At 36.4% G+C, this 26,417-nt stretch carries 21 protein-coding genes and 1 pseudogene; 12 read left to right on the top strand and 10 right to left on the bottom strand.

What is annotated here, in order from left to right; all coding sequences use genetic code 11:
- Window positions 1-465, top strand: coding sequence for a hemerythrin domain-containing protein (locus tag ABWH96_RS02730; RefSeq protein WP_013454849.1), 465 nt, complete (start codon window positions 1-3; stop codon window positions 463-465).
- Between the two features lie 304 nt (window positions 466-769).
- Here the strand turns inward: ABWH96_RS02730 and ABWH96_RS02725 are convergent, their stop codons facing one another.
- Together ABWH96_RS02725 and queD are read right to left on the bottom strand one after the other, a co-directional pair.
- Window positions 770-1,204 carry an Rrf2 family transcriptional regulator gene (locus tag ABWH96_RS02725; RefSeq protein ID WP_013454850.1) on the bottom strand — a complete coding sequence of 145 codons (435 nt, stop codon included), beginning with the start codon at window positions 1,202-1,204 and terminating at the stop codon, window positions 770-772.
- 38 nt (window positions 1,205-1,242) lie between these two features.
- Window positions 1,243-1,653: a 6-carboxytetrahydropterin synthase QueD gene (gene queD / locus ABWH96_RS02720; protein ID WP_041649843.1), complete on the bottom strand. Its 411-nt coding sequence runs from the start codon at window positions 1,651-1,653 to the stop codon at window positions 1,243-1,245.
- 375 nt (window positions 1,654-2,028) lie between these two features.
- Between queD and ABWH96_RS02715 the strand changes: the two genes are divergently transcribed.
- From ABWH96_RS02715 to ccsA, 8 genes and pseudogenes are all read left to right on the top strand, one after another.
- On the top strand, window positions 2,029-4,155 hold the full coding sequence (locus ABWH96_RS02715; RefSeq protein ID WP_375580004.1) for a ribonucleoside triphosphate reductase: 2,127 nt from the start codon (window positions 2,029-2,031) through the stop codon (window positions 4,153-4,155).
- A gap of 107 nt (window positions 4,156-4,262) precedes the next feature.
- Window positions 4,263-4,424, top strand: a complete 162-nt coding sequence (nrdD, locus tag ABWH96_RS02710) for an anaerobic ribonucleoside-triphosphate reductase (protein ID WP_013454853.1) — start codon at window positions 4,263-4,265, stop codon at window positions 4,422-4,424.
- Complete coding sequence (locus ABWH96_RS02705; RefSeq protein WP_013454854.1) at window positions 4,417-5,106, top strand: anaerobic ribonucleoside-triphosphate reductase activating protein; 690 nt, start codon at window positions 4,417-4,419, stop codon at window positions 5,104-5,106. Before nrdD ends, ABWH96_RS02705 begins: the two co-directional genes overlap by 8 nt.
- 362 nt (window positions 5,107-5,468) lie before the next feature.
- Window positions 5,469-6,827 (top strand): ATP-binding protein, encoded by a 1,359-nt coding sequence (locus ABWH96_RS02700; protein ID WP_375580003.1) that lies wholly within the window; start codon window positions 5,469-5,471, stop codon window positions 6,825-6,827.
- 249 nt (window positions 6,828-7,076) lie between these two features.
- Window positions 7,077-7,733, top strand: a complete 657-nt coding sequence (gene nrfH, locus ABWH96_RS02695) for a cytochrome c nitrite reductase small subunit (RefSeq protein WP_041650740.1) — start codon at window positions 7,077-7,079, stop codon at window positions 7,731-7,733.
- Complete coding sequence (nrfA, locus tag ABWH96_RS02690; RefSeq protein WP_375580002.1) at window positions 7,730-9,223, top strand: ammonia-forming cytochrome c nitrite reductase; 1,494 nt, start codon at window positions 7,730-7,732, stop codon at window positions 9,221-9,223. Before nrfH ends, nrfA begins: the two co-directional genes overlap by 4 nt.
- Before the next feature lie 20 nt (window positions 9,224-9,243).
- Entirely contained in the window at window positions 9,244-10,578 is a 1,335-nt protein-coding gene (locus tag ABWH96_RS02685) for an alginate export family protein (RefSeq protein ID WP_375580001.1), read from the top strand.
- Window positions 10,578-13,732: pseudogene (gene ccsA, locus ABWH96_RS02680) on the top strand (cytochrome c biogenesis protein CcsA). Before ABWH96_RS02685 ends, ccsA begins: the two are co-directional and overlap by 1 nt.
- Window positions 13,733-13,925: 193 nt before the next feature.
- Here ccsA and ABWH96_RS02675 read toward each other — a convergent pair.
- The 8 genes from ABWH96_RS02675 to ABWH96_RS02640 all read right to left on the bottom strand — a co-directional run bounded on the left by ABWH96_RS02675 (window position 13,926) and on the right by ABWH96_RS02640 (window position 21,605).
- The gene (locus ABWH96_RS02675) at window positions 13,926-14,180 is read right to left on the bottom strand and encodes a cytochrome C oxidase subunit IV family protein (RefSeq protein WP_375580000.1); all 255 of its coding nucleotides are present in this window, start codon (window positions 14,178-14,180) and stop codon (window positions 13,926-13,928) included.
- A gap of 27 nt (window positions 14,181-14,207) precedes the next feature.
- Entirely contained in the window at window positions 14,208-14,807 is a 600-nt protein-coding gene (locus tag ABWH96_RS02670) for a cytochrome c oxidase subunit 3 (RefSeq protein ID WP_375579999.1), read from the bottom strand.
- The gene (locus ABWH96_RS02665) at window positions 14,798-15,763 is read right to left on the bottom strand and encodes a DUF438 domain-containing protein (RefSeq protein ID WP_375579998.1); all 966 of its coding nucleotides are present in this window, start codon (window positions 15,761-15,763) and stop codon (window positions 14,798-14,800) included. The genes ABWH96_RS02670 and ABWH96_RS02665 overlap by 10 nt, the downstream gene beginning before the upstream one ends.
- A 2-nt stretch (window positions 15,764-15,765) precedes the next feature.
- Window positions 15,766-17,529 carry a nitric oxide reductase activation protein NorD gene (locus tag ABWH96_RS02660; RefSeq protein ID WP_375579997.1) on the bottom strand — a complete coding sequence of 588 codons (1,764 nt, stop codon included), beginning with the start codon at window positions 17,527-17,529 and terminating at the stop codon, window positions 15,766-15,768.
- A 68-nt stretch (window positions 17,530-17,597) separates the two neighbouring features.
- Window positions 17,598-18,374 carry a CbbQ/NirQ/NorQ/GpvN family protein gene (locus ABWH96_RS02655; RefSeq protein WP_375579996.1) on the bottom strand — a complete coding sequence of 259 codons (777 nt, stop codon included), beginning with the start codon at window positions 18,372-18,374 and terminating at the stop codon, window positions 17,598-17,600.
- Between the two features lie 108 nt (window positions 18,375-18,482).
- Complete coding sequence (locus ABWH96_RS02650) at window positions 18,483-19,880, bottom strand: cbb3-type cytochrome c oxidase subunit I (protein WP_375579995.1); 1,398 nt, start codon at window positions 19,878-19,880, stop codon at window positions 18,483-18,485.
- 24 nt (window positions 19,881-19,904) lie between these two features.
- A complete protein-coding gene (locus ABWH96_RS02645; RefSeq protein ID WP_375579994.1) occupies window positions 19,905-20,348 on the bottom strand; it encodes a c-type cytochrome in 444 nt (147 codons plus the stop codon).
- Between the two features lie 261 nt (window positions 20,349-20,609).
- A complete protein-coding gene (locus ABWH96_RS02640; protein ID WP_375579993.1) occupies window positions 20,610-21,605 on the bottom strand; it encodes a COX15/CtaA family protein in 996 nt (331 codons plus the stop codon).
- 293 nt (window positions 21,606-21,898) lie between these two features.
- Between ABWH96_RS02640 and ABWH96_RS02635 the strand changes: the two genes are divergently transcribed.
- The 3 genes from ABWH96_RS02635 to ABWH96_RS02625 all read left to right on the top strand — a co-directional run bounded on the left by ABWH96_RS02635 (window position 21,899) and on the right by ABWH96_RS02625 (window position 26,404).
- Complete coding sequence (locus ABWH96_RS02635; RefSeq protein ID WP_375579992.1) at window positions 21,899-23,704, top strand: hypothetical protein; 1,806 nt, start codon at window positions 21,899-21,901, stop codon at window positions 23,702-23,704.
- A 93-nt stretch (window positions 23,705-23,797) separates the two neighbouring features.
- On the top strand, window positions 23,798-24,247 hold the full coding sequence (locus ABWH96_RS02630; protein ID WP_375579991.1) for an OsmC family protein: 450 nt from the start codon (window positions 23,798-23,800) through the stop codon (window positions 24,245-24,247).
- A gap of 108 nt (window positions 24,248-24,355) precedes the next feature.
- Window positions 24,356-26,404, top strand: coding sequence for an acetate--CoA ligase family protein (locus ABWH96_RS02625; RefSeq protein ID WP_375579990.1), 2,049 nt, complete (start codon window positions 24,356-24,358; stop codon window positions 26,402-26,404).
- Window positions 26,405-26,417 lie beyond the last annotated feature (13 nt).

The following is a 26,417-nucleotide window of genomic DNA, read 5'->3' as shown; positions in this document are numbered from 1 at the left end:
ATGGAAAAGAGAAAGCCGCTTAAAAGAAAGGAAGAGATGAAACCAGTGAGTAGAGATCATCATCACTCACTTTTACTTTGCTGGAAAATCAGGACAGCCTTTAAGAATAAGATTTCGGTGGAAAGAGTAAAAAAATATGCAGATTGGTTTTATCAAGAGCATGTTTTGCCTCATTTTGAATTGGAGGAGAAATATATTTTCCCTGTGCTGGGTAATGAGGATGAATTGGTTAAACAGGCTTTAGCAGAGCATAGGCGACTTAAAAGACTTTTTGAAAATGAGGAAGATCCCCTAAAGTCCTTAAGTTTAATCGAAGAAGAACTGGAAAAACATATTCGCTTTGAGGAGAGAGTGCTTTTTGAGAAAGTACAAGAAATTGCGACAGAAGGTGAACTAAAAGCCATTGAACTCCACCATGCTTCAGGAGAATTTAAAGAAAATACGGAGGATGTTTTTTGGATGTAGAAGATAGTGTAAATACTATCATTAAAAAGAATAATAAATTTGTTGCCTTGTATTTTAAAGTAGAAACTAGAAGTCTTTGTAAAGCATAAATAGGACTAACTCGACCACTTCCGAGGAACTCGGAAAAGCGGGAAGGAGGAAAGTTTAGCGGGCCAGCGTGGGCAATGAGGGCAGTCCGCCAACTGGCGGATCTTGATTTTTTCTATCTTTTTTATCAAGAAAAAAGATTGTGAGAAAAATAGATACAGCCATTAACTTTTAGTAAGCTCTCTTCTAAATAAAATATTTGTGAGATGAAAAACTTTTACAACCTTAAAAACGTCTCCCCTCTTTCCAGCTTTTCCAACAGAATTACCATATTGGTGTTTTCCAACATGCGCTTTAACTTAGTTCTCACTTCTTTAAATTGGAAGTGAATTGGACAGGGCTTTTCTTCAGAGCATTGACTTAATCCTAGACCACATCCATCGTAAGTTTGCGAACCATCAATACAACGAACCACGTCTATTAGATATACCTCCTTTTGCTGTGTTGCACTAAGGCTAAATCCTCCATTAGGACCTTTAATAGAGGAAACTAAATCGTCTTTCACCAATTTTTGCAAAATCTTGGCCGTAAAAGCTTCAGGGGAATCAATATTTTTAGCAATGTCTTTTAGACCAACATTAGTACCCTCTTTGCTTTTATTGGCAATGTAGATAGTTGCTCTAATAGCGTATTCACAAGTTTTTGAAAACATCTTCTTGAAATAAAATTAAATAAGTAATAAAAGTAAATTCATTTTTCCCATTCTCCAAAAGAGGTGGCTGTTTCGTAGAGCTTCAGTTTCTTTAAAAACACAGGTTCTGCTAAGGAGTTTTGAATTTGTTTTCTGATATAATCTAACAATCGTTCGACCGTGGGCTCAAATTCCATCCAAAAGATATTGCTATCAATGTTCTGTGCTAATTTGGTGTTTTCATCATTACGTTTTAAAACCAAGGCGTGATCGAAAGTTTTAATCACCTTCTCATTGATGATCTGCTTCAATTCTTTAAAATCAATGATCATGTCATTTTCTTGAATTTCGTCTGCGGAAACCGTGACAAATAATCGATAGGAGTGACCATGAATATGTTTACATGAGGCTGGATGATTGCTAATGCGATGAGCCGTTTCAAAACTGAATTCTTTGGTGATGCTAATCATAAAATCTGATTATATCTTCAAAGTTATCAATATGATTTAATAAAAGATATATTTATCCGAAATATTTAGCTTTTGATTTTCATAAGGAGGACATAAATAGTTAGAAAAATTGCAAAACCATTTTTTGACAGTGTGGATAACTGTTTTGCTTCAATCTTTTGCTTGCTTATTTTCATTAATGAAGCAGGTGAAGCAAGCGTTTGTAAATAGCTGATTAATAGAGATAAAAGAGTCTTTTATTCTCAAAACTGCTTGCTTTATAAGCTATTTTGTGGATAAATAAAGACCTTTGCATCCTTTGAATTCAGGTGCAAATACTTCTATATTCGGATATCAAACTCCTGTATTAATGACGCAAGAAAAAACTAAATCAATATGGAAAATTATGTAATCAAAAGAAACGGGGAGTACCAGCCTCTCAAGCATTATAAAATTGAAGATGCTATCAAAAAAGCATTCAAAAGTGTAGGGGTTGAATATGATGTTATTATCTTAAAAAGTGTATTAGAAAAGCTGGAAGAAAAAACCACTTGGGCAGTTGAAGAAATACAAGACATCATAGAATTGCAGCTTTATCATTATCACTATTTTAAAGTGATGCGTTCTTTTATGCTGTATAGGCACACGCGTAAACTTCAACGAAACCAAAAGAAAGGCATAAAGCATGATACCACCTGGGTAGATAGCACCCAAACCATCAATGAATATATTGGAAAGGATGATTGGCGCATTAATGCTAATGCCAATACTTCTTATTCCAATGCTGGATTAGTTAATAATGTGGCAGGAAAAGTAATTGCGAACTATTGGCTTGATAAAGTATATAATAAAGAAGAAGGATATGCCCATAGAAATGGCGACATCCATATTCATGATTTAGATTGCTTAACAGGCTATTGTGCCGGTTGGAGTTTGCGCGTATTACTAAATGAAGGCTTTAATGGCGTGCGAGCAAGGGTAGAAAGCAAACCACCCAGTCATTTTCGTGAGGCGCTCGGTCAAATGGCTAATTTCTTAGGTATCCTTCAAAGTGAGTGGGCTGGAGCTCAAGCTTTCAGTTCATTTGATACTTATCTAGCCCCTTATGTTTTCAAAGATCAGTTAAGCTATGAAGAGGTATTAAAGGGCATCCGTAGTTTTGTTTATAATTTGAATGTTCCCGCACGTTGGGGGCAGTCTCCTTTTACCAATATTACACTTGATTGGGTAGTACCGGAAGATTTGAGAGAACAAATTCCAACTAAAAAGGACCAACATCTTTTCTCAAATGTTCAGGATGAAATCTTGAAACAAAAAGCCCAAGCCAGAGGAGCAAAATCAATGGAGGAATTGACTTATCAACATTTCAAAGAAGAAATGGACATGATCAATAAGGCTTATTATACTGTAATGACTGAAGGTGATGCAAACGGACAGCCTTTCACCTTCCCTATCCCAACGGTAAACATTACAGAGGATTTTGACTGGCATGGTAAGAATACAGATATCCTTTTTGAGAATACAGCTAAAATCGGCTCCTCCTATTTCCAGAATTTTATAGGTAGTCAATATACTTATGATGAAGAGGGCAATAAAATTGAAAACCCATTAGCCTACAAGCCTAATGCAGTAAGAAGCATGTGCTGTCGATTGCAATTAGATTTGCGAGAGCTGTTAAAAAGGGGAAATGGACTGTTCGGAAGTGCAGAAATGACGGGAAGCATTGGGGTGGTCACCATTAATATGGCGAGACTTGGGTATTTGTATAAAGGAAATGAAGAAGCTTTCTATGAAAGACTAGATTTTTTATTGGGTATAGCGAAATCCACTTTGGAGAAGAAAAGGAAATTCATTCAAGAAATGTATGATAGAGGGCTTTATCCATATACAAAGCGTTATCTGACGCATTTTAGGAATCATTTCTCCACCATTGGAGTGAATGGAATGAATGAGATGATTAGGAATTTTACTGATGAAGAATTTGACATTACTTCTCATGAAGGAATGAAATTATCTTCTCAAATTCTAGAATACATCCGAACGAGAATGAAGCAGTATCAGGAAGAAACTGGCAATTTATATAATTTGGAAGCCACACCAGCTGAAGGCACAACTTACCGATTTGCCAAAGAAGATAAAAAGCGTTTTCCTGAAATACTGCAAGCCGGAATGGAGGAGAATATTTATTATACCAATAGCTCTCAAATTCCTGCTAGTCATACGGATGATCCATTTGAAGCCTTAATGCTTCAGGATGATTTGCAGTGTATGTACACGGGCGGAACTGTTTTGCACTTATACATGCGTGAAAAAATCAGCTCTGCCGAAGCTTGCCGAAATTTAGTCAAGAAAGTGATGACTAATTTCAAATTGCCTTATATCACTGTCACTCCAGTTTTCAGTATTTGTCCCACACATGGTTATTTAACAGGCGAACATGAATATTGCCCTAAATGTGACGACATTCTGAAAGAGCAATTAGAAGTAGAAGAAACTGAATTATATATAGAATCTAATAATTGATATCACAAAAACATGCGGTTTGGTACTCAACATCAGTATGTTATAATCTTTGTTCATGTAAAAGGCTCATAGCCTCTATGTAATTTAAACTTTAAAACAGAAATAAAATGGAAGCACAAGTAAAGACAGCGACAAAATTAGAGAAAAGCAATGAATTAAGGACTAAATGCCTGGTTTACACAAGGGTAATGGGCTATCATAGACCAGTAGAGAGCTTTAACATTGGTAAAAAAGGCGAACATAAGGAACGTAAACATTTCAATGAGTAAGGGAACACCCATATATGATATTACGCCTTTTACCTTATTGGACTATCCTGATAAAACGGCCTGCATCATTTGGTATGCAGGCTGTAATATGCGATGTGGCTATTGCTATAATCCTGATATTGTATTAGGAAAAGGTAAGATTTCAATAGAAGAAGTACTACGGTTTTTAAAAAGCCGAAAAGGACTTTTGGATGGAATAGTGATGAGCGGAGGAGAATGCACTATGCATCCTTCTTTAATTACTTTTGCTCAAGAGGTAAAAAAATTGGGAATGTTAATAAAAGTGGATACCAATGGAAGCAGGCCAGGAGTATTAAAAAAGCTTTATGAAAATGGAACATTAGATTATGTTGCACTTGATTTTAAGGCCACACCTCAGAAATTCCAATCTATAACTAAATCAAATTTATTCACACCATTTGAGAAAAGTTTGTCATTTCTGATACAGCACCAAATTCCATTTGAGGTACGGACTACTGTTCACTCGAAGCAATTATCATCTGATGATATTTGCAAAATGAGAGATTATCTCTCCGAAAAAGGCTATAGAGGCACTTATTACCTCCAACATTATGTAAATGATACCAAAACAATTGAATCTTTAAAACCTTCTGACAAGAATATGTTAGATCAAAATTTTTCTAAGCAAAACTTGAAAGTGGAAATACGCTCTTCTTTGTAAATTTACTTTATCCTGTTAGTTTTTTCAATGATATGCTGCATATCATCATTAATAGTGCAGAAAATGCCATTTCAAAAATCTTTTAAGGGAAATTAACCCCGACAATTTATAAAAACTTAAGAGGTCAAGTTTGGGTGTTTTATAATTTCTGTTTAGGATGAATTTTATCATATAACTAACTTATAATTTGTTTCTTATAAATTGTCGGTTCTTTGGACGGAAAATTCATATGAATTTTTCGGGTTAAGATACTTGAAATATATAAAAAGGTATCGCTTTGTTACAAAACATAATAAAAATTACCCATTCTTTGTTACAATATTTGATTAATATTACCCTATCTTTATAACAACTATAAAAAAATGGCATATTATCGTAAGCAAATAGAAACACTATTAAGCTGGAAAGAAGAAAATAATCGAAAACCTTTGGTACTGCGTGGGGCAAGGCAAGTAGGTAAAACCACTTTGATAAATATCTTCTCACAAAACTATAAGCAATTTATCTCCCTTAATTTAGAAAAAAAGAAGGATGCCAATTATTTTAAAACGTACAAAGAGGCAAACGTTCTGCTAGAAGCTTTACTCTTGATAAATCGCTTACAAGACGTTGAAAAAAAGGAGACGCTCTTGTTTATAGATGAGATACAAGAATGCCCGGAAGCCATTGCACTTTTACGTTATTTTTATGAGGAAATTCCGCATTTACATGTAATAGCAGCTGGATCGTTACTGGAGCACTCCTTATCACAAGTAAAATCTTTTCCTGTTGGGCGTGTAAAGTATTTGTATATATTTCCTATGAATTTTCAGGAATTTTTATTGGCTCATAAAATGGATGCTCTCCTAGAACAATTAGGAAAAATACCAATAAATCAGGCAGCGCACCAAGTCGCAATGGATTGGTTTCATAGCTATGCGCTCGTAGGTGGTATGCCCGAGGTGGTAGCGAATAATACCAATCAAGAAGGCATTAGTCAATTATCCCCTATTTATGAAAGCATATGGGCAAGCTACCAAGACGATGTGCCAAAATATGCCAAAAATGCCACCGAAGAAAAAGTGATACGACATCTGATGCGAACTGCTCCTTTGTATCTGGATGCACGAGTTACTTTTCAAGGCTTTGGTAATAGCAATTATCGCTCGCGTGAGGTGGGCGAAAGTTTTAGGGCTTTAGATGATACTAAAATTATTCAGCTGATTTATCCCGGTACTTCAGTTGATTATCCATTGGTTACAGACTACCGGAAAAGTCCTAGACTTCAATTTTTGGACACTGGTTTGTTAAATCATGCTCTCGGCATACAGGCTGATTTGCTCGCAGTAGAGGATTTGAGTACTAGTTATAAAGGAGCTTTATTGCCTCACCTAATTACTCAAGAATTGATTTCCATGCAAGAGCAGTCATATCAAAAACCTAATTTTTGGGTACGTCAAAAGAAAGATGCACAGGCCGAAGTAGATTTGGTATATTCTTATCGTGGCCATATTATCCCCATAGAAATAAAATCGGGTAAAGTAGGTAAACTGCGTTCACTGCATCAATTTATTGATGCCGCTCCCCATCCTTTTGCTGTTCGTATGTATGCAGGAAAATTTAGTATAGAAAGCCATAAAACACCCAAAGGCACTCCTTATTATTTGATGAATTTACCCTATTATTTAACGCTATATTTAGAAAAGTACTTGACTTATTTTATAGAGAATACTTCGGTATGAAAATAAGCAAACGTAAAGCTAAACCTAAATTGAAAGGCTCCTAATCCTTCCATCTATTCATCATTAATCCTACATTTAAACCTCTGATGGTCGTCAAACCTATATAAACTTGATAATGATAGAATAAAAACTAGTGTAAATATAATGTCTTAAAATTTGATTGTTTGTATATAAACAGTTAATTTAATGACTTATGTCATAAATGCATTTGGATGTATTTTTTACTTTTGTTTTAGAGAGCAAATAAACATGGACATTTTACAACCAATAAAAAAGCTTCTTATTAAAATTGGCCTGGAACCTGGCCGGAAATGGAAAAAAGTAGCTATTGTCTCTTTTGCTGCTTTTGTGGGCTTAGGATTTTATATATTAAAGGTTAGCCATGCAGTTTCCTATCTTTCTGATGATCCTCAAGCTTGTGTAAACTGCCACATTATGATGCCTCAATATGTAACTTGGAATCATAGTTCTCACAGGGAAGTAGCCACATGTAACGGATGTCATGTTCCTCACGATAATATTTTTAATCAATATTTTTTTAAGGCAAAAGATGGTTTATACCATGCATCAGTTTTTACTATGCGTGCAGAACCACAAGTAATTCAGGCATTGGAAGCTTCTCAGGCAGTAATTCAAAGTAATTGTATCAGGTGCCACGAAGACCAGGTAACAGATGCTAAAATGGGTTCGTTCGTGGAAGACCATCATTCCAAAAGAACGGATAGAACTTGCTGGGAATGCCACAGAGATGTGCCTCACGGTAGAGTTAAAAGTCTTTCATCAGTAGGTAGTCAAATTGAACCTATTAAAGTTCATGTGCCAGAAGACAGAGAGATTATACCGAAATGGCTTAAAGAATCCATGAAAGAAGAAAATTCGCAGAAACCTAAAACTATATCACCATGAAGAACTGGATACTATTTGGTATAACTGCTATAGCAGTATTTTTACTTGCCATGTTAGCTTATACCATCATCGATAGAAAGGCAGAAGCTAGATTTGCCTATCAGCCTAAAGTTGAAATCCAAAGTATTGAACCTAGAGATTCTGTTTGGGGCTTAAATTATCCAAGGCAATATCAATCCTACATGAAAACAGCAGATACCACTTTCAAAAGCATGTACAATACCAGTGGTTTTGCAGATATTCTGGATGAACAATCTGAATTGGTAGTTTTATGGGCAGGATATGGTTTTGGTAAAGATTATAACCAACCTCGGGGTCATGTTTATGCAGTAGCAGATATATTGAAAACACTAAGAACTGGTGCTCCAATGAAACAAGGGGATAGGCCAATGCCAAGCACTTGCTGGACTTGTAAAAGTCCTGATGTTCCTCGCCTAATGAAGGAAATGGGTGCTACTGAGTTTTATAGTAAGCAATTTTCGGATTTAGGCAGTGAAGTGATAAATCCAATTGGCTGTGCTGATTGCCACGATCCTAACACAATGAATTTAACCGTCACTCGACCAGCTTTAATAGAAGCTTACGAAGCAATGGGAAAAAATATTAATGATGCCTCACATCAAGAAATGCGCTCACTGGTTTGTGCTCAATGCCATGTGGAGTATTATTTCGATAAAGATAAGCCGGGTAAAGAAGGTGCTAATTATCTTACCTTTCCATGGAAGGATGGAATGGATGTGGAATCAGCAGAAGCCTATTACGACAAAACAGACTTTGCAGATTGGGTGCATCCAATTAGCAAAACAAGGATGTTAAAAGCGCAGCATCCCGATTATGAGCTGTTCAAGCAAGGAGTTCATGCCAAGAGAGGAGTCAGTTGTGCTGATTGCCACATGCCCTATAAATCAGAGGGAGGACAAAAATTCACAGATCACCACATAGGGTCTCCTTTGGAAAATGTAGAAAACTCATGTTTTGTTTGTCATAGAGAAAAAGTTTCTGATTTGGTAAATGATGTTTATGAGCGTCAGAGAAAGGTAAAAGAAGGAACTTCTAAGTTACAGACCTTAATAGCCAAAGCACACATTGAGGCTGGAAAAGCTTGGGAATTAGGGGCTACTGAAGAGCAAATGAAAGAAATTCAAAAAGGTATCAGGCACGCCCAGTGGAGATGGGATTATTCAGTTGCTTCTCACGGAGCAGCTTTTCATGCCCCTTTGGAAACGAGTAGAATAGTTACTTCAGCCACTAGAATTATTATGGAGTCCAGATTAGAATTAATGCAATTGCTTAACTCTTTAGGTCATTCCGGAGATGTGGAAATACCAGACTTAGATAGTAAAGAAGCGCTTCAGGAATATACCGGAATCGATATAGAAAAGGAGCGCTATAACAAAGAAAAATTCCTCGAGGAGATTGTACCAAAATGGATGAAAGAAGGGAAAGAAAGAGAGGCAAAAATGAACGTAGTGGAAGTGGGCTCAAAATAGAGGCCAAAAAATCATTAATTATGAAAAATATACTAAAATTCGGGTTAAGCCTGGTATTGGCTTTTTCCGCACAGCTTTCTTATGCCCAATTTTCAGTAGATGGACAAATAGTTCAGCGGGCAGAAATTAGAAACGGACAAGGTAGATTAATAGGGGCAGACCAAGACCCAGCTGCTTTTATTGCACATCGTGTGCGATTACAAACTCGTTATGAAATAGATGGGTTTACATTTTATGCAAGCATACAAGATGTTCGGACCTGGGGCAATACTCCGCAAACTAAAGCCACCGATCCTTTTTTGTCTTTGCACGAAGCTTGGGCAGAAACGTCTTTAGGTGATTATTGGAAAATAAAACTCGGTAGGCAAGAACTTAATTATGACAATGTACGCTTTCTGGGAAATTTGGATTGGGCCTTGCAAGCTCGTGCTCATGATTTTGCCCTAATTAAGTATGAAAAGGAAAAGATGAAAATCCACCTTGGTGGAGGGTTTAATCAAGATGCGCAAGCTCTTTCAGGAAATATATTCTTTAATCCCAATCAATATAAAGCCGCTCAGATGATTCGATATGAAAATCAATGGGGAAATTTTAAGCTTTCCGCTCTTCTTTGGAATGACGGACGGCAGTTTTTCGAATCCGATTCTACAGGAAACATCAGAAACGACAAAGTCAACTACAGTCAAACCATAGGCCTACCGACCATCAAATATCAATTGGGCAATACTTTACTCTCCGGGTTTTATTACCATCAGACCGGAAAGGATATTTCTGATAGAGACCTAAATGCTTTTGACGTCAGTGCACAAATCACTCAAACTCTAAGCTCAAATTCCGAAAAAGGAAGTAGCTTCAAAGCGACTTTGGGCTTTGAAATATTGAGCGGAACAGACAATCTATCAACTGAGCAAAACAACTCTTTTAATCCACTTTACGGAACAAATCATGCACATAATGGCTATATGGATTTGTTTTTTGTGGGCGGAAGATTTACAAATAGCGTAGGCTTGCAGGATTACTATTTAAAAGGAAGGTATCAATTTAACCCCAATTTTTTCACCCAATTGGATGGACATGTTTTTTATAGCGAGGCGGAGCCTGTACCTATGAATCCAGTGCTTCCAGTTGGAATTCAGCGGTTAAGTAAATATTTAGGCACAGAGATAGATTTATCTTTCGGCTATATCTTAAACCGAGCAGTTTCCGTTCAGGGCGGATATAGTCAAATCTTTGCCTCCGACACCTTTGAATTCTTGCAAGGACCAGCTGAATACAAAAACACACAAAACTGGGCTTATGTAATGTTCATATTTAGACCTACAATGAAAAACAGATTTATAGGAATACTACTCTAATGACTAAATTTTTTAAAATAATACTTTCGACTAAGGTCACACTGGTTTTGCTTCTTGCTTTTGCAGGTGCTATGGCTGTGGCTACTTTTATTGAGAATGATTATGGAACAGAAACCGCTAGGGCAATGGTGTATGAGGCATGGTGGTTTGAGCTCATCATTGCATGGATGGCCGTTAACTTTCTTGCACACATCAATAAATACAAACTTTTCAGTAAAGGGAAATGGCCGGTTGGCTTGTTTCATATAGCCTTTGTAATTATCGTTTTGGGAGCTGGAATCACGCGCTATTTCGGTAAAGAAGGCATGATCCATATTCGTGAAAAACAGGAAGAAAGTACTTTCTATACCAATGAACGCTATTTACAATTGGAAGCATTAGATCATGAAAAACCGCATCATTTTAATAAGAAATTAACTTTTACTCCTAAAACATTCAGCCCTTTTGAAACAGATGTAGAACTGGCGGGCAAGGATTTAAAAGTGAAAGTTGCTGATTACATTGCTGCTGGTAAGGAAAGTTTTATTGAAGGGGATCAAACCTATATTTCACTTGCTGTAACCATGGGAGAAGGCAGAGAAGACTTTCTGCTCAAAGAAGGTCAGCAAGTCAAACTGGAAAATATAGCAATTGCAACTAAAAAGGATACTCAAGCTGATGTAAGGATATTTAAGGAAGAGAGTGAATGGCTGATTGAATCGGATAAACATTTAAGCATAATGGAAATGTCCACGCAGAAAATGGGCACTTTGCATAAAAGTGAGAAAAAACCACTTCAATACATGAGCTTATATCAATGGGACGGAGGAGCATTTTTGGTAAAATCCATAAATGAAAATTCGGCCTTGAGTTATAAAACAGAAGAGGACGAAAAGAAAGCTGAGAATATGACAGATGTGGCTCATTTAGTGGTTGAAGACACAAAAGGCAATAAGCTGACCGATGCATTTGTTCATGTTGTGAGCATTGAACCAGACTGGACAAAATTTGAGTATGAAGGCCAGGAATATGGCATTACTTATGGCCCTAAAGCCATGAAACTTCCTTTTAGTTTATATCTTTCGGATTTTCAATTGGAGCGTTATCCCGGAAGTCGAAGCCCTGCCAGTTATGCCAGCGAAGTAGAAGTGAGAGACGGGGAAAATAGTTTTCCTTTTCGGATTTTTATGAATAATGTGCTGGATCATGCAGGCTATCGCTTTTATCAGGCATCTTATGATACGGACGAAAAAGGAACGGTACTTTCCATCAATCAGGACAGACCAGGAACCTACATTACCTATTTGGGCTATACATTATTAACCTTAGGTATGCTCTTGACCCTTTTTGCAAAAGGTAGTCGTTTTTCCTTGCTCAATAAAAAGCTTAACAGAATGCACAACCATAATACGTCTAAAATAAGCCAGAAATCTACGCTGATTTTAGCCTTACTTTGCTTTAGCTTTTTAGGATTACAAGCACAAGATAAATCAGCCATTGAGCATTCTGTGGTGCCCAAAGAAAAGGCCGATGAATATGGAAAACTGATTGTTCAGGATATGGATGGGCGAATGAAACCGCTCAATACCCTGGCACATGAAATCGTGCGCAAGCTTAGCGGCAAAACATATATGCCAATACCATTAGAGAATGAGACTGTAAAGTTAAGTCCGGAACAATTTATACTCGCTGTACAGCTTGACCCTATCACCTATGGCAATTTGCCTTTGATCAAGATTGATAAGGAAAAATCATTGGAAGCTTTCAAAGCTTTGGGAGTGGAGCCAACAGATCGATTAAGTTTTAGGCAGTTTCTCGCAGATGATGGAGCTTATAAATTGAACCATTTGGTGGAAACAGCTAATAAGCTAAAACCTTCAGAGCGAAATGAAGGCCATAAAGAGTTGTTGAAAACCGATGAGCGTTTCAACATATTTTACGCCTTGCTTTCAGGGGATTTCTTGCGGCTTTTTCCATTAGAGGGTGAAGAAAATAACACTTGGTTTACTAAAAATCAGTTCGATAAGGGCTTTGGTGAAGAAGACGGGCGCTTTGTAAAAAATATCATTCCTCTCTATCTACAAAATCTGGATAAAGGGATTAAAGAAGGAGATTGGGCTGGAGCTGATGAAGCCTTGGGCTATTTAAGCCTTTATCAGGAAAAAGTAGGTGAGGAGGTTTATCCTTCCGAAATGGAAATTAAAGGTGAGTTACTTTATACTGAATTGAATTTGGGAAGTCGATTATTTGGTCCTTTTTGGCTGATTGGTATAATTATGCTGGTTTTTGCTATTCTTCACCTTTTTTATGATAATAAATTCCTTAGAATTGGATGGAAAGTAGGCACTGTTTTAAGTTGGTTAGGATTATTGGTATTCACTTTTCATTTAGGATTAAGATGGTATATAGCCAAGCACCCGCCCTGGAGCGATGGCTTTGAAATGCTAGTTTTTGTAGCCTGGGGTGTATTGTTCTTTGGCTTATTGTTCTCTAGAAAGTCGCGCTTTACCTTGCCTTTGGGATTACTTTTCTCTGGTACACTCTTATTTGTTGGCTTTCTTGACTGGCTAAATCCTGAAATCACCAATCTGATGCCAGTACTAAATTCATATTGGCTGAAAATTCATGTGGCTATTATTGTCAGTGGATATGCACCTTTGGCATTGGCAGCCATAATTGCACTTCTAAGTTTAATACTCTTGATATTCAAACCAAAGAACCCTACTAATCAATGGTGGAAGAGCATGGAAGAATTAACCATTGTAAATGAAATGTCAATTACAATTGGTTTATTTTTATTAGCGGTTGGGACATTCTTGGGAGGTGTTTGGGCTAATGAAAGTTGGGGCAGATACTGGGCTTGGAACCAAAAGAAACTTGGGCACTGATTTCTGTGATTGTTTATGCCATTGTGCTGCATATTAGGTTAATTCCGAATTTAAGAGATTACTTGATTTTTAACTTAGCTAGTCTGTGGGCTTTTTCTTCCATCATCATGACATCCTTTGGAGTAAATTACTATTTATCAGGATTGCATTCCTATGCAAAAGGAGACCCTGTTCCAATTCCAGGCTGGGTATATTGGGTTGTCGGAACATTACTAGTTATCTCCGTTGGAGCTATTATAAGACATAAGCAAATGAGATCTCAGGAGAAGTTGAATGTGACTACTTAGATGTTGACGCTAACGGAAGAAAATTATTTTTCGATCGCCATCCTCTGGATGGTGATGAAAACGGACGCCTCTGGCGCTGGATAATAGAACTACTAAGCTTTCTATATTACCTTTTTTCAATGGAAGTTTCCATTCATTTTTGAAATCATCGATTTTCGGTACGAGCTGAGAAGCTCGTACCACTTAGTCAAATCTAAATCTGAACCCCTCCAAAAACCCCTACAATTAAGGCTGTTACTACGGCTAGTAGGATAACACTGAATTTCCAAATACCATGTGCTCTGCGCAATTCCATATATTCCATTACCACTAAAATAAATTTGAATACAGCAAGAGTCATCACAATTCCTGCCGGAATCCATGCCAGATCCATTCCAATACCCGAAAAATAAGCACTTACAACAGTTAATATTATCAAAATGAGGTAAATCAAAATCAATCTTTTCATTTCATCTATGTTTTAAAGTTTCAATTATTAAAAAACCAGATATAGCGCTGGGAAAATCAGTAGCCATATTAAATCGCACATATGCCAAAAAGCACCTCCTGATTCAATATCCTCTATTTTAATGGCTTTCTTATTATTAGTTATTTTCACAAGAATTAAGGTGAGAATTACTAAACCTACTATCACATGAATGAAATGGAAGCCTGTTAACAACCAGTAAAAGGTGAAAAACATATTTTCCTCCACCCCAAGGCCTACATTAAGTTTTTCTTCATATTCAAACCACTTAATGAACAAAAATGCAGAGCCGATCAAAATAGTAGCAAGCATGGAATAGATGCCGTTTTTGATATTCTCTTTTTTAAAGAAATGAACTGCTGCCGCCATGAAAAATCCACTTGTCAATAATACAATGGTGTTAATACCTCCCAGCGTTTTGTTTAATACGGCAGTTGATTGTGCAAATAACTCAGGCTCTTGAAATCTGTAATACATAAGACCTGCTAGTGCCAGTCCAAAAGTAAAAAGTTCTAGTAAAATCAAAATCCAAAGCAAGATTCCTCCTGGAGGTGATGATATTGCTTTATAGTTCATTTTATTCTGCTGAATTCTTGATGTTAGCTCCATTCCAATAATCTTTTTTCTCCGTCAATATCTTTTATATCTGTAATGTCTTGCGACATTTCTACTACGCCTTTGTAATTCTTCTGATCGTCCCGAACAGCGAAGTATCTGATGTAGATTAAGCGTCCTTTGAAATTAATCCAGAAAGAAGCCTCACTCTTATTGCCAGCTCTGAAAGCCTCCAAAATTTGTAGAACTTTCCCTACACTTTTCGGGGGATGACAAAATTTAACTTCTCTGCCGATAATGCCCGCACTTCTAGGAAATACTCGCTCTTCTCCTCTGTTATAGAAAATCACTTTGTCATTTTCATCCACATAGGTGATGTCAACAGGAATGGTTCTGAAAAGCAAATTAACTTGCTCCACCGTCATGTAGCCCTCGTCATAATGGGCACTTTTTTCATCTAGAAAAGTGAGATCCTTGGCTTGTTCATCCTTGGATGGGTGCACATATTCTGGTTTTTCTTTAGGGGAAGGTTCACATTCGGGCATCCAGCCAATTTCCACCTCTCCTTTTTCCATTTGTCTCCAATCCTGTTCTTCCAATATTTGGAGCGCATTAGGAAATAAAACAGTTTGCTCTACTGCCATCAAATTATTGATCCCATCTAACAGATAGTGAATATTTTGATCAATTTTTTCGAATTCTCTTTCCTCAAAGGATTTTCTCAATAGTCTAATTTGATCTCTTAAATTATCATGAAAGGACCACATGTTTTGAGACGGGCCGTTCCATCCTCTTTTTTCCAGATAAGGAAAAAGTTGGTTTTCTTTACGCTCAAACCTTTTGTCTATAGTGGTCAATTTGTTGAAGAGATTGAAAAACACTTGCGGCTCCTCTGAAGCCTTTACTGTTCTTAATTCCCAGATGATATTTTGTAATAAGTCAATCTCTTTTATATAATGATTAAGCGGATGCCATTCGGGCAATTTTGCTATTTCTTCAGGTATTTGCATAACTATTGATTTTTAATTTTTGTATATAATTTCACTAAAGAGTGAATCAAATCATCTGGCTTGGAAAGTATCTGATAATGGTTTTGTCCAAACATTTGAGGTAAATAATATTTGGCTTGCGATTCTATGGCTATTGCATAGGAGTTAATATTATTTTGGTTGAATTCCTTAAGGGCTTGTTTAACATCCTGCACACCATATTTTCCCTCATATCTGTCATAGTCATTTGGCTTACCGTCACTGAGTAGAATCACCCATTTATTCTGGCTTTCCCTACTTTGTAATCTGGTGCCGGCATGTCTGAGCGCAGTACCAATTCTAGTATAACCGCTTGGGGCAATGGCTCCCACTTTATAGCGGGCACTTGACCATTTTTCATCAAAATCTTTAATGGTAAGGTAGCTAGAATGATTTCTGGTTTTGGAATAGAAGCCATCAATGCAGAAATCAATGTTAAACTCATTCAATATTTCTCCAAAAAGAATAGAGACCTCCTTTTCAACATCCAATACTTTTCTATTATTGACATAGCTATCGCTTGAAAGGCTTAAATCTAACAATAAGGTTAAGGAAAGGTCTTTTTCTTTTTTCCTGTTGTCAACATAAATATTCTCATCAGGCGATTTTTTGGCTTGAATATCAGTATAGAAATCCACCAAAGCATCAAGGTCAAAATTGCCTCCGGAAGTAAGCCTCTTTTGCTGTCGGGCTTTGTTGTTAATGGAAGCGACCATCTTTCTTAAAGAATTCAATACACTTTTATTCTTTTGGATGGTATTTTGATAATAATGAATATCTGTTTCCTTCAAAAAATCAGGAAATAGTTTACAAAAATCCCTTTTATAGCTATTGGTTTTAAAATTCCATTCATCATATGCAATATAAAAGGCATCACTTTCTTTTTCCGCACTTTCAGCTATGGTAGTTTGCTCTACGAAATCTGCCTGATAAACAGAATGTACGGCTTCATCTACCCGTACCGTTTGCCTCATTTTAAGTTCTTCCAATGCGTCTTGATGCTTTTCAAGTTCATCTGATCCATCAAAATCTCGCCATACGCCATCATGCTCCTCTGCAGTTTCTACTTTTTCAAAATTGTGTAGAAGCACATAATCTTCCTGTTGCTTTTTGTCTATGGTGAGACTTTTAATCTCTTCTACTGCCTTGGTTTTTATGATGGTATCTGCCTTATCTTGGGCTTGGTGCAATTTGTTGTCAAAGTTCTCTAGTTTGTCAGGATCTTGCTCGTTTTTATGTGGCTTCATCCATTTGCCATAAAGCATGTGAAAGACTAGCGGTTGATTAGCTTCAGACTTGTCCTTAAAAAACTGGTAAAAATTAGCGTGTAATTCTTCTGCTATTGGAAATTCTGCAAAAAGCTCCGGCAAAATCTCTTCTGCACTTTGAGCGGCCATTTTCCTTGAAAGTAAAAGGTCATCTTCGGGATATTCCCAATTGATATTTTTTTCTTTTTGAACACATAAATAGAGGAGTCTGAAAAAATAAAAGGAGAGATTTTCTTCTTTAGTCGATAATTCTGAAAAACTGATAGGTAGAAAGAAATTATTGCCCTTCCAGCCTCCCTCAGCTTCTGCAGGGTAGATTTCTATAGCACTTCCGGTGATAGCTCGTGCCAATAAAGTAAGCCTTGGTTTAATTTCATCCAGACTTACTTTTTGAGGAAGCTGCTCATTTTCTTTTGCTTTCTTATTTTTGAAGTATTTGGCTACCTTACCAAATATCCATTCATCCGGCTCAAATCCCATGTCTTAAAATTTTAGAATGATCTATTTTGAATTACTCCATCAGTAGTTCAGTAAAGAATTTTGGGTGATTAAATCATTAAATCACACAGGTCTTTTAGTGATGTTGTAGTATGTTCATCATCAGAAAGTGGTTCCACTACCGCTACATGCATACTTTGTCTTTTCGCCAAACCACTCTTAATCAGAATAGAGGCGTCAACCAATAGTCTCGTTGAAACTGTTTCTGCCAAGCCTAATTCAGTTAGGTTTCTGATTTTATTGCCGATGTTTACTATTTTCTTGGCATTGCTGTGGTCAATTCCACTTTCATTTTCCAAAATCATCATTTCAATATCCGCTTTAGGATAATCAAATGAGAGAGCAATAAATCGTTGTCTAGTGGAAGGCTTTAGTTCTTTATAACCTTTTTGATAACCTGGGTTATAAGAGGCTATCAGCATAAAATTTGGATCTGCTTTAATCGTTTCTCCCAATTTATCAATAAAAAGTTCACGTCTGTGGTCGGTCAAAGAGTGGATAGCCACAATTACATCTGGTCGGGCTTCAGCTACTTCATCCAGATATAGAATAGCACCTTCTTTCACTGCTTTCGAAAGTGGTCCATCTATCCAAACAGTTTCAGAACCTTTGATAATATATCTGCCTATCAAATCTGTTGCTGAAGTTTCCTCATGACAGCAAACTGTAATCAACTTTTGCTGAAGTTGTTCTGCCATGTATTCCACAAATCGTGATTTACCACTACCTGTGGGTCCTTTTAGCAAGAGTGGGATTTTGTTTTTAAAGCTATGTTCAAAAACTTCCTTTTCATTATTTATTTCCTGATAAAAAATTGAACTTTCCATCTTTTAAGTATTTAAAGTGTTAAATGAAAGGGCGGAGACGTTTTTGAGATTTTACATCACAAAAATGACAAGCAAACTCCGCGCCTTACAACCATCACTAACCACAATCTATGAAACTGCTTCTGCTTGATTTTTTTGATTACTCATCTTATCATTATCCTCATCAAAAGGATTTTCGCTTTCCAGAGCCTCATCCGTTGGCTTTCCATATTTGATGAATTCATATATGTAAAAAGCTATTCCTACAGTGAAAAGTGTTGCGCACAGAAGCATTACCACAAAGTGGATTTTAACTTCTTCCTGCACTATCATAAATTCCATTTTTAATTTTCTTTCCAGATAGACTTGAACTACTCCAGCTACCCCCATGGCGGTCACCATCCCGAGCATTCCAATATTTGAAAGCCAAAATGCTAAATGCCCATTTGTGTTGTTGTATCTTTTTCTGCCTGTCATATTAGGCATACTGTAACTAATAATCGCCAATACGATCATAGCATACGCACCCCAGAAAGCATAGTGACCATGCATAGCGGTTACTAAAGTTCCATGGGTATAAATATTAGTTTGAGGTAAAGTATGAGCAAATCCTAAAAGACCAGCTCCAATAAAGGAAACTATGGAAGCTCCAATCGTCCAAAATAATGCGATTTTATTAGGGTGATTCTTTTCGCCTTTCCGATACATATAGACTGCAAAAAGTGCCATTGCCAAGAAAGCAAGTGGTTCCAGTGCAGAGAAAATACCCCCTACAATGATCCAGATTTTATTTACCCCTATATAGTAATAGTGGTGTCCTGTTCCTAAAATACCGGAAAGGAAAGTAAGCCCAACGATTACATATAGCCATTTTTCAATTACTTCTCTATCCACACCGGTTAGCTTTATCAATAGGAAAGCAAGGATACCGCCCATGATCAATTCCCATACACCTTCTACCCAAAGGTGTACTACCCACCAACGGAAAAATGAGTCTGTTACCTGACTGTCAAACCATATCATGCCCGGCAGATATAAAAGTGCCGCAAAAAACAATCCCATAACGAGTACTATTGAAGTAGTAGTTTTGCGTTTTCCTTTATATAGCGTGGCTATGATAATACCTAGGAAAAGTAGAACATTTATTACTACCAGATAATCCAACTCTCTTGGGATTTCAAGGAATTTTCTTCCTTCCCAAATGTTAAAGTGATAGCCAGTTATGGCGACCACACCTACCACAGCTAGGGAAATTAATTGCACATACGCCCACTTGACGCTTACCAATTCTCTTTGTGCTTCTTCGGGTATTATATAATATGCTGCCCCCATAAATCCACTTAGTAACCAAACAACCAATAAATTAGTGTGTACAGCCCTAGCAGTATTAAAAGGGACAAAATCGTGTAGAACATCAAAACCTATTCGAGCAAATCCCATGACAAACCCGTAGACAATCTGCAAAGTGAAGAGTAGCATACACAGTGCAAAAAACCAATACGCAACTTTTTGTGATTTATATTTCATCTTTTTAAAATTTTAATTGCTTTTTTATTTTCCTTTAGCTTTATCTTTTGCCAAAGGAGATACCATATGGTCAAATCCATTGAGGTCGATTTCCCCAATCCATTTAAAATATTCTATCATAGCTTCGGCATCTTCTTCACTCATGTTATAAGCCACCATTTTCCTACCGTTTGGCTGCCACGGAACCGGTGACATCAGAATAGCTTTGATGATAGGCTCACCTTTTCTGTCCACTACTTTTGTTAATTCAGGGGCATAGTAACCTCCCTCTCCAAGAATTGAATGGCAGCCCATACAATTGTTCTCTTCCCATAGGTGCTTTCCACGCTTCACCTCATCAGTGATATTTTCATGATTCGATTGATCATTGCTGGGCATCATGGAATAAATTGTTAAACCAATAAAAATCAGAAAGGTGACCAGCGTCCCTCCCAGAAAAAAAGCTTGTGCTTGCGATTTTGATAACATGACTATTTGCTTTTAGTGGATATTCAATAAAAAAGGATAAAAAAGTCCTTTATTGTTCAAAGGTATACCTGTACTGGCTTATTTTCAAAATAAACTGCGAAATATTTTCTGATATGCAAGAGATGTGGTTTGCTAAAAGTATATTTAAATGGATTAAAAATGGTTTTGCTGATTTACATCTGCAATAATTCATTTTGCAGTATGATAAAAGTCAGCGTTTTTGAAAGAGTATATTTTAACTAATATTAAGTATTTAAAAAATTAGCTCTTGCCGAATGGTGTGCTGCCTTTAACAAGGTATATTCCACTAAGCGTTAAAAATGCCGCAAAAATTTGATGAAGAACACCTAGGCTTATCGGAACGGCATATAATAAAGTAAAAACACCTAAGTTAAATTGAGCTACAATTAAAATTAGCAGAAATATTACTGTTTTTGGGATATATTTTAATTTTCGATAGGCTTGAAAAAAGATGATAAGTCCAAGAATGAAAATAATATAAGCAAAAGCACGGTGAATAAACTGAACTACTGGAGGGCTTTCCAGCATAGCCCAAAGCCCGTAATGCTTGAATTCATAACTAAATGAGGAAGGAATCCATTCTTCTCCCATTTTAGGAAATGTGTTGTACCACTTTCCTGCTTTCAATCCGGCAACAAATGCCCCATAACAAATTTGAAAAAATAGGAGAATCAGAAATGAAAGATTCCAAATGAATAAATTACCACTTTTAATTCTTTTTTGAGGAATAAAATCTAAAATTACCCAAAATATATAAGCAATTAATCCGAAAGCAGTTATTAAATGAGCTGCAAGTCGGTAATGACTAACATGAGGAACATTCACCAAACCACTTTTCACCATATACCAACCTAAAACCCCTTGAAATAAGCCTAAGAAAAAAATAATAATTAGTTTCTTCTTAAGCGAGGAATCCAAATATCCTTTTATCCAAAAATAGAGAAATGGCACTAAGAAAATTATGCCAATAATCCTGCCCAAAAGACGGTGTAAATATTCCCAAAAATATATCTCCTTAAAATCTGAGAGTGTGAAATCCATTCTGTAATGAATAAATTCAGGACTTTCTTTATACTGCTGAAAGGTCTGTTGCCATTCGTCTTGACTAAGAGGAGGGATAATTCCACTAATAGGTTTCCATTCCACAATGGATAAACCAGATTGGGTAAGGCGCGTGATACCTCCTATCACTACCATGCTGATGACAAGGACACATCCTAAAATTAGCCAGATCAAGATTGCTTTGTTTTTATAAGTATTCTCCAATTTCTTAATTGTTAGGACCGCAAAACTACAAATAAAAAGATAAATGCATCTTTTTATTTGTAGTGAAAAAAGTTGTTTTATAACAATGAGTCGCCTGCAAAGAGTGTAGAAGCTGCTTTTAACAAAAACTGTGACCCTTCTCATTTTTTTGGCTGACTTAAAGCATGTTTAGTCTGAAAACAAGCCCATACCTTTGATATTTTCAAATAAGTTTAATGGATTCACACAAAATATTTGTGTCCGGATAATTTTAAAGTTACTCTATGGCATTTTCAACTCATCAGCATTCTTTTCATATTCCTGTAATGGGATTAGCCTATACTATTGATACACCAATCAGAATTGCACATTTAGGCATTAACTCGGTAGTTTCATTAGGGGATGATGTTTTAATAGAAAGAGTGAGAAAATTCTATTCTCAAAAATTCGATTTCGAGTTTATCCCCATTTTATCTTCAGAATTAGATGCAAGAGCTAAGAGGATTACTTCTTATCTTAATTTAATGCATAAAATCGTGGTTCAGAAATTTGAAGAGCATAAGGTGAAACTTGCTACAGACGATAGTTATCTTAACAATTTTCTTGAGCTCTTACCTGATTACTCAACTGCTAAAAGAAGACTTATTAAGTTTGGTAAAAAGCTTAGTCAAACCGAATTTTTAGATTCATTACATAATACGCTGAATCCGGGAAGAATTGATGTGAATATCATGACCAAACTGGATAAAACCAATTATCATGAAAATGAGGCTCTTCCTATTCAATATAATGATGGACATTCATCATTAAGGGCATTTGCAGATAGTAATTTGTCTTCATCTGTTGTGCTATCGGCAGGAATGAACCCCAAACTATTCAGTTATATAGCTGAGTTCAATGATTTCCTTCCTGATAGGTATGGCAATTTTAAAAAAGAAGTGATCATTAAAGTAAGCGATTACCGGTCTGCCTTGATTCAAGGAAAGTTACTAGCAAATAAAGGAATCTGGGTTTCTGAATATAGAGTTGAATCAGGATTGAATTGTGGGGGGCATGCTTTTGCAACCCAAGGAAAACTCATGGGACCAATTCTTGAAGAATTTAAAAATAACCATGAAGATTTAGTCAATACTTTATTCCCTATTTACCAAAAAGCCTTAGCAGAGAAAGCAATTGTTCAGGAAAAAATACCTGAAATAAAGATAACAGCACAAGGCGGAGTGGGTAATGCTGAAGAACATGATTTTCTTTTAAATCATTATAATCTGAATTCTGTGGGTTGGGGAAGTCCGTTTTTATTGGTCCCGGAAGCAGTATCAATAGATGAAGCTACTCGCCAACAATTATCTGTGGCAGAGGAAAAGGATTTTTATTTAAGTAATGCTTCTCCATTGGGAGTGCCATTCAATAATTTAAGAAAATCCTCCAGGCAAAAAGAAATGTCCAAAAAATTACAGAATGGAAAAAGTGGAAGTCCATGCACCAAAAAATTTCTGATGTTAAACACAGAATTTACGGATAAACCAATTTGTACGGCTTCTACTAAATACCATAAGCTTAAATTAAAGCAGCTCCAATCTGAAAATTTAAGTAAGGAAAAATACCAAGAGGAATACTCAAAACTCATGGAAAAAGAATGCTTATGTGGAGGCTTATCCACTGCTTTTTTCTATGAGAATAATATGGATACTAAATTGGAAGGAGCTGGTGTAACAGTTTGTCCGGGTCCTAATCTTGCCTATTTCAGTGGTAAAATTAGTCTCAGGAATATGATCCAACATATTTATGGGAAAAAGGATGTTTTAAATCAAATTGAGCGTCCTCATATGTTTGTAAAAGAGTTGGAGCTTTATGTAAATTATTTCCTTAAAGAACTGGATAGATTTCAGGAAGCTTCTAACAATAAAGCAGCAAAATATTTAAACGATTTTCAAGCCAGCCTACTTGAAGGTATTGATTATTATAAGTCTCTATTTCAAAAAGAAGGTTTTTCATTAGAAGGATTGCATAGAGCTATAGATAAATTGACGGATTTTGAAGATCAACTCAAGTCGATTTTAATACCGCAAAGTTCCGCAGTCCTAAGCTGATATGTTTTGAAATAATAAGTAGTTGTGTAACAAAAATTACATTCAAAAAGTATAATAAAAGATAATTTTGTCCTAAAATTAAATAGTAAGAATATGGAAGTCAAACACACCTATAATTTAGACCTTGAATGGCAAAAAGACCGAATTGGTTTAATAAGTTCACCGCAACTTAATGAGAAAGTTACAGTAGCCACACCACCTGAATTTCCTAAAGGGGTAGAAGGAATTTGGTCGCCTGAACATCTTTTTACAGGCGCAGTTTTATCCTGTTTTATGACCACTTTTTTAGCAATGGCTGAATATTCTAATTTAGAATTTTCAAAGTTTGATTGCAAAGCAGAGGGCGTATTAGAAAAAGTAGATGGTAAATTCAAAATGTCAGAAATAATTTTAAGACCATCGATCGATTTGAATGATGAGTCCAAAAAGGATAGAGCAATTCGATTGATGGAAAAAGCAGAAGCAGCTTGCCTGATTAGTAATTCTATTACATCATCAGTAAGCATGGACTTTTCACCAATTCAAGTTTCAGAGCCCGTTTAGTAAATATTTCTATATTTGAAGGAGGTACAGGTAACCTCCTTTTTTTGTGCCAGATTAATTCTATTTTGAGAATAATATTAAATAATAGCAAATACAATTGATATCAAAATGCTTCAAAATTCACTCTTAAAGCCTGAAAGTATTGCGGTAATTGGCGCATCGGAAAATCAATCCAAGCCTGGAGGGAAAGTGATGTATAATTTAATTTCCGGTGGCTTTAAAGGAAAGATTTATGGAGTAAATCCTAAAGCAATTTCAATAGAAGGTGTAAACCACATTTCTGGAATTGATCTTCTACCCAAAGTAGATTTAGCTATTTTAAGTATTCCAGCAGCTTTATGTGTTGAGACTGTAAAAACACTGGCTAAAGCGGGAACTAAAGGCTTTATCATATATTCTGCAGGCTTTGCTGAGGCTGGAGAGGAAGGAATTGATCTGGAAAATCAACTTATCTCCATAGCCGAAAAATATAATGCACAAATTATTGGTCCGAATTGCATTGGGATTATAAATGGTCATTATAAAGGAGTATTCACCACACCGGTTCCTCATTATTATGAAGAGGGATGTGAATTGATATCGAGCTCAGGGGCTACAGCAGTTTTCATCATGGAAGCAGCTCATGCTGTAGGCTTAAAATTTTCGAATATATATTCCATAGGAAATGCAGTACAAACAGGGGTGGAGGAAATTTTAGAGCATATGGACGCTACTTATGATCCTGAGAAAAGTCCGAAGGTAAAATTGTTGTATTTAGAGAATATTAAGAATCCCTTCAAATTCTTAAAACATGCTTCTTCATTGGTTCGCAAAGGATGCCATATTGCCGCTATAAAATCTGGCTATTCAGAAGCAGGGAGTAGGGCAGCTTCATCTCATACCGGAGCAATTGCTACTTCTGATACTTTAATTCGTGCATTATTTAAGAAAGCTGCCATTGTTTATTGTAATAGCAGGGAAGAATTAATAAATGTAGCAGCAGTATGGCAAGAAAATAAAACCATAGGAAAAAATGTAGCCATTATCACTCATGCAGGTGGTTCAGCCGTTATGCTAACGGATGTTTTAAGCAGTAATGGCGTCAATGTGCCTCCAATAGATGAGGATAAAGCTAAAGATCTCTTGAAAAAGCTTCATCCGGGATCTTCTGTTGCAAACCCAATTGATTTTTTGGCAACTGGTACGGCAGATCAACTGGCTGAAATCATTGATTTTTGCGAAGATTTAGAAGAAATAGACGCAATGGTGGTAGTTTTTGGGAGTCCTGGTCTGTTTAATGTCCGTGATGTTTATGAAGTATTGCATAAAAAATTAAAGACCTGTAAAAAGGCTATTTTCCCTGTTTTGCCTTCCTTAATCAATGCAGGAAAGGAAATTCAAGAATTTTTGGACAAAGGTCATGTGAATTTTCCAGATGAAGTGGTTTTGGGGAAAGCCTTAGCTAGTGCGGCTAATATTGATGTCCCTGCTTATGGGAAGTATGATTTGGCGGAAATGGACTATAGTCGCATTAGGGATATCATTGCTGAATCAAAACCCGGTTATCTAGATACCAATATTGTTAGGGAGTTGTTAACAGCAGCTGGGATTGAGATGGTGAAAGAGCAGGAATTCTATGACGAAAAAGGTCTGGAAAATATTCAAAAATCCATGGAATTTCCATTGGTGATGAAAGTATTGGGGCCTATCCATAAAACAGATGTGGGCGGAGTAAGCTTAAATATTAATTCTCAAGAATTTCTGAAAAAGGAGTTTAACAGAATGATGAAAATATCTGGTGCCAAAGGAGTACTCATTCAGGAAATGAAAAAAGGAGAGGAGTTTTTTGCAGGTGCAGTTAAGAAAGGAAATTTTGGGCATCTGGTACTTTGTGGAATGGGAGGGATCTTTGTGGAAATCATTAAAGATGTAGCGAACGGACTAGCCCCACTTAGCAAGAGAGAGGCAGAAAAAATGATTCAGTCTTTAAAGACCTATCCTATTATACAAGGATATAGAGGTAGAGCAGGAATAAATGAAGTAGCCTTTGCAGATGTTATCGTCCGACTGGCTTCTTTGGTGCATTTGGCTCCTGAAATAGAAGAAATTGATATGAATCCGTTAATCGGAAACGAAAAAGAATTAGTAGTGGTGGATGCGAGGATAAGGCTGTCCTAACTATTAAAATAAA

This window comes from Marivirga tractuosa (assembly GCF_042140215.1).
Taxonomy (GTDB): Bacteria; Bacteroidota; Bacteroidia; order Cytophagales; family Cyclobacteriaceae; genus Marivirga; species Marivirga tractuosa_A.
This window is presented reverse-complemented; position numbering and strand designations above follow the sequence as displayed.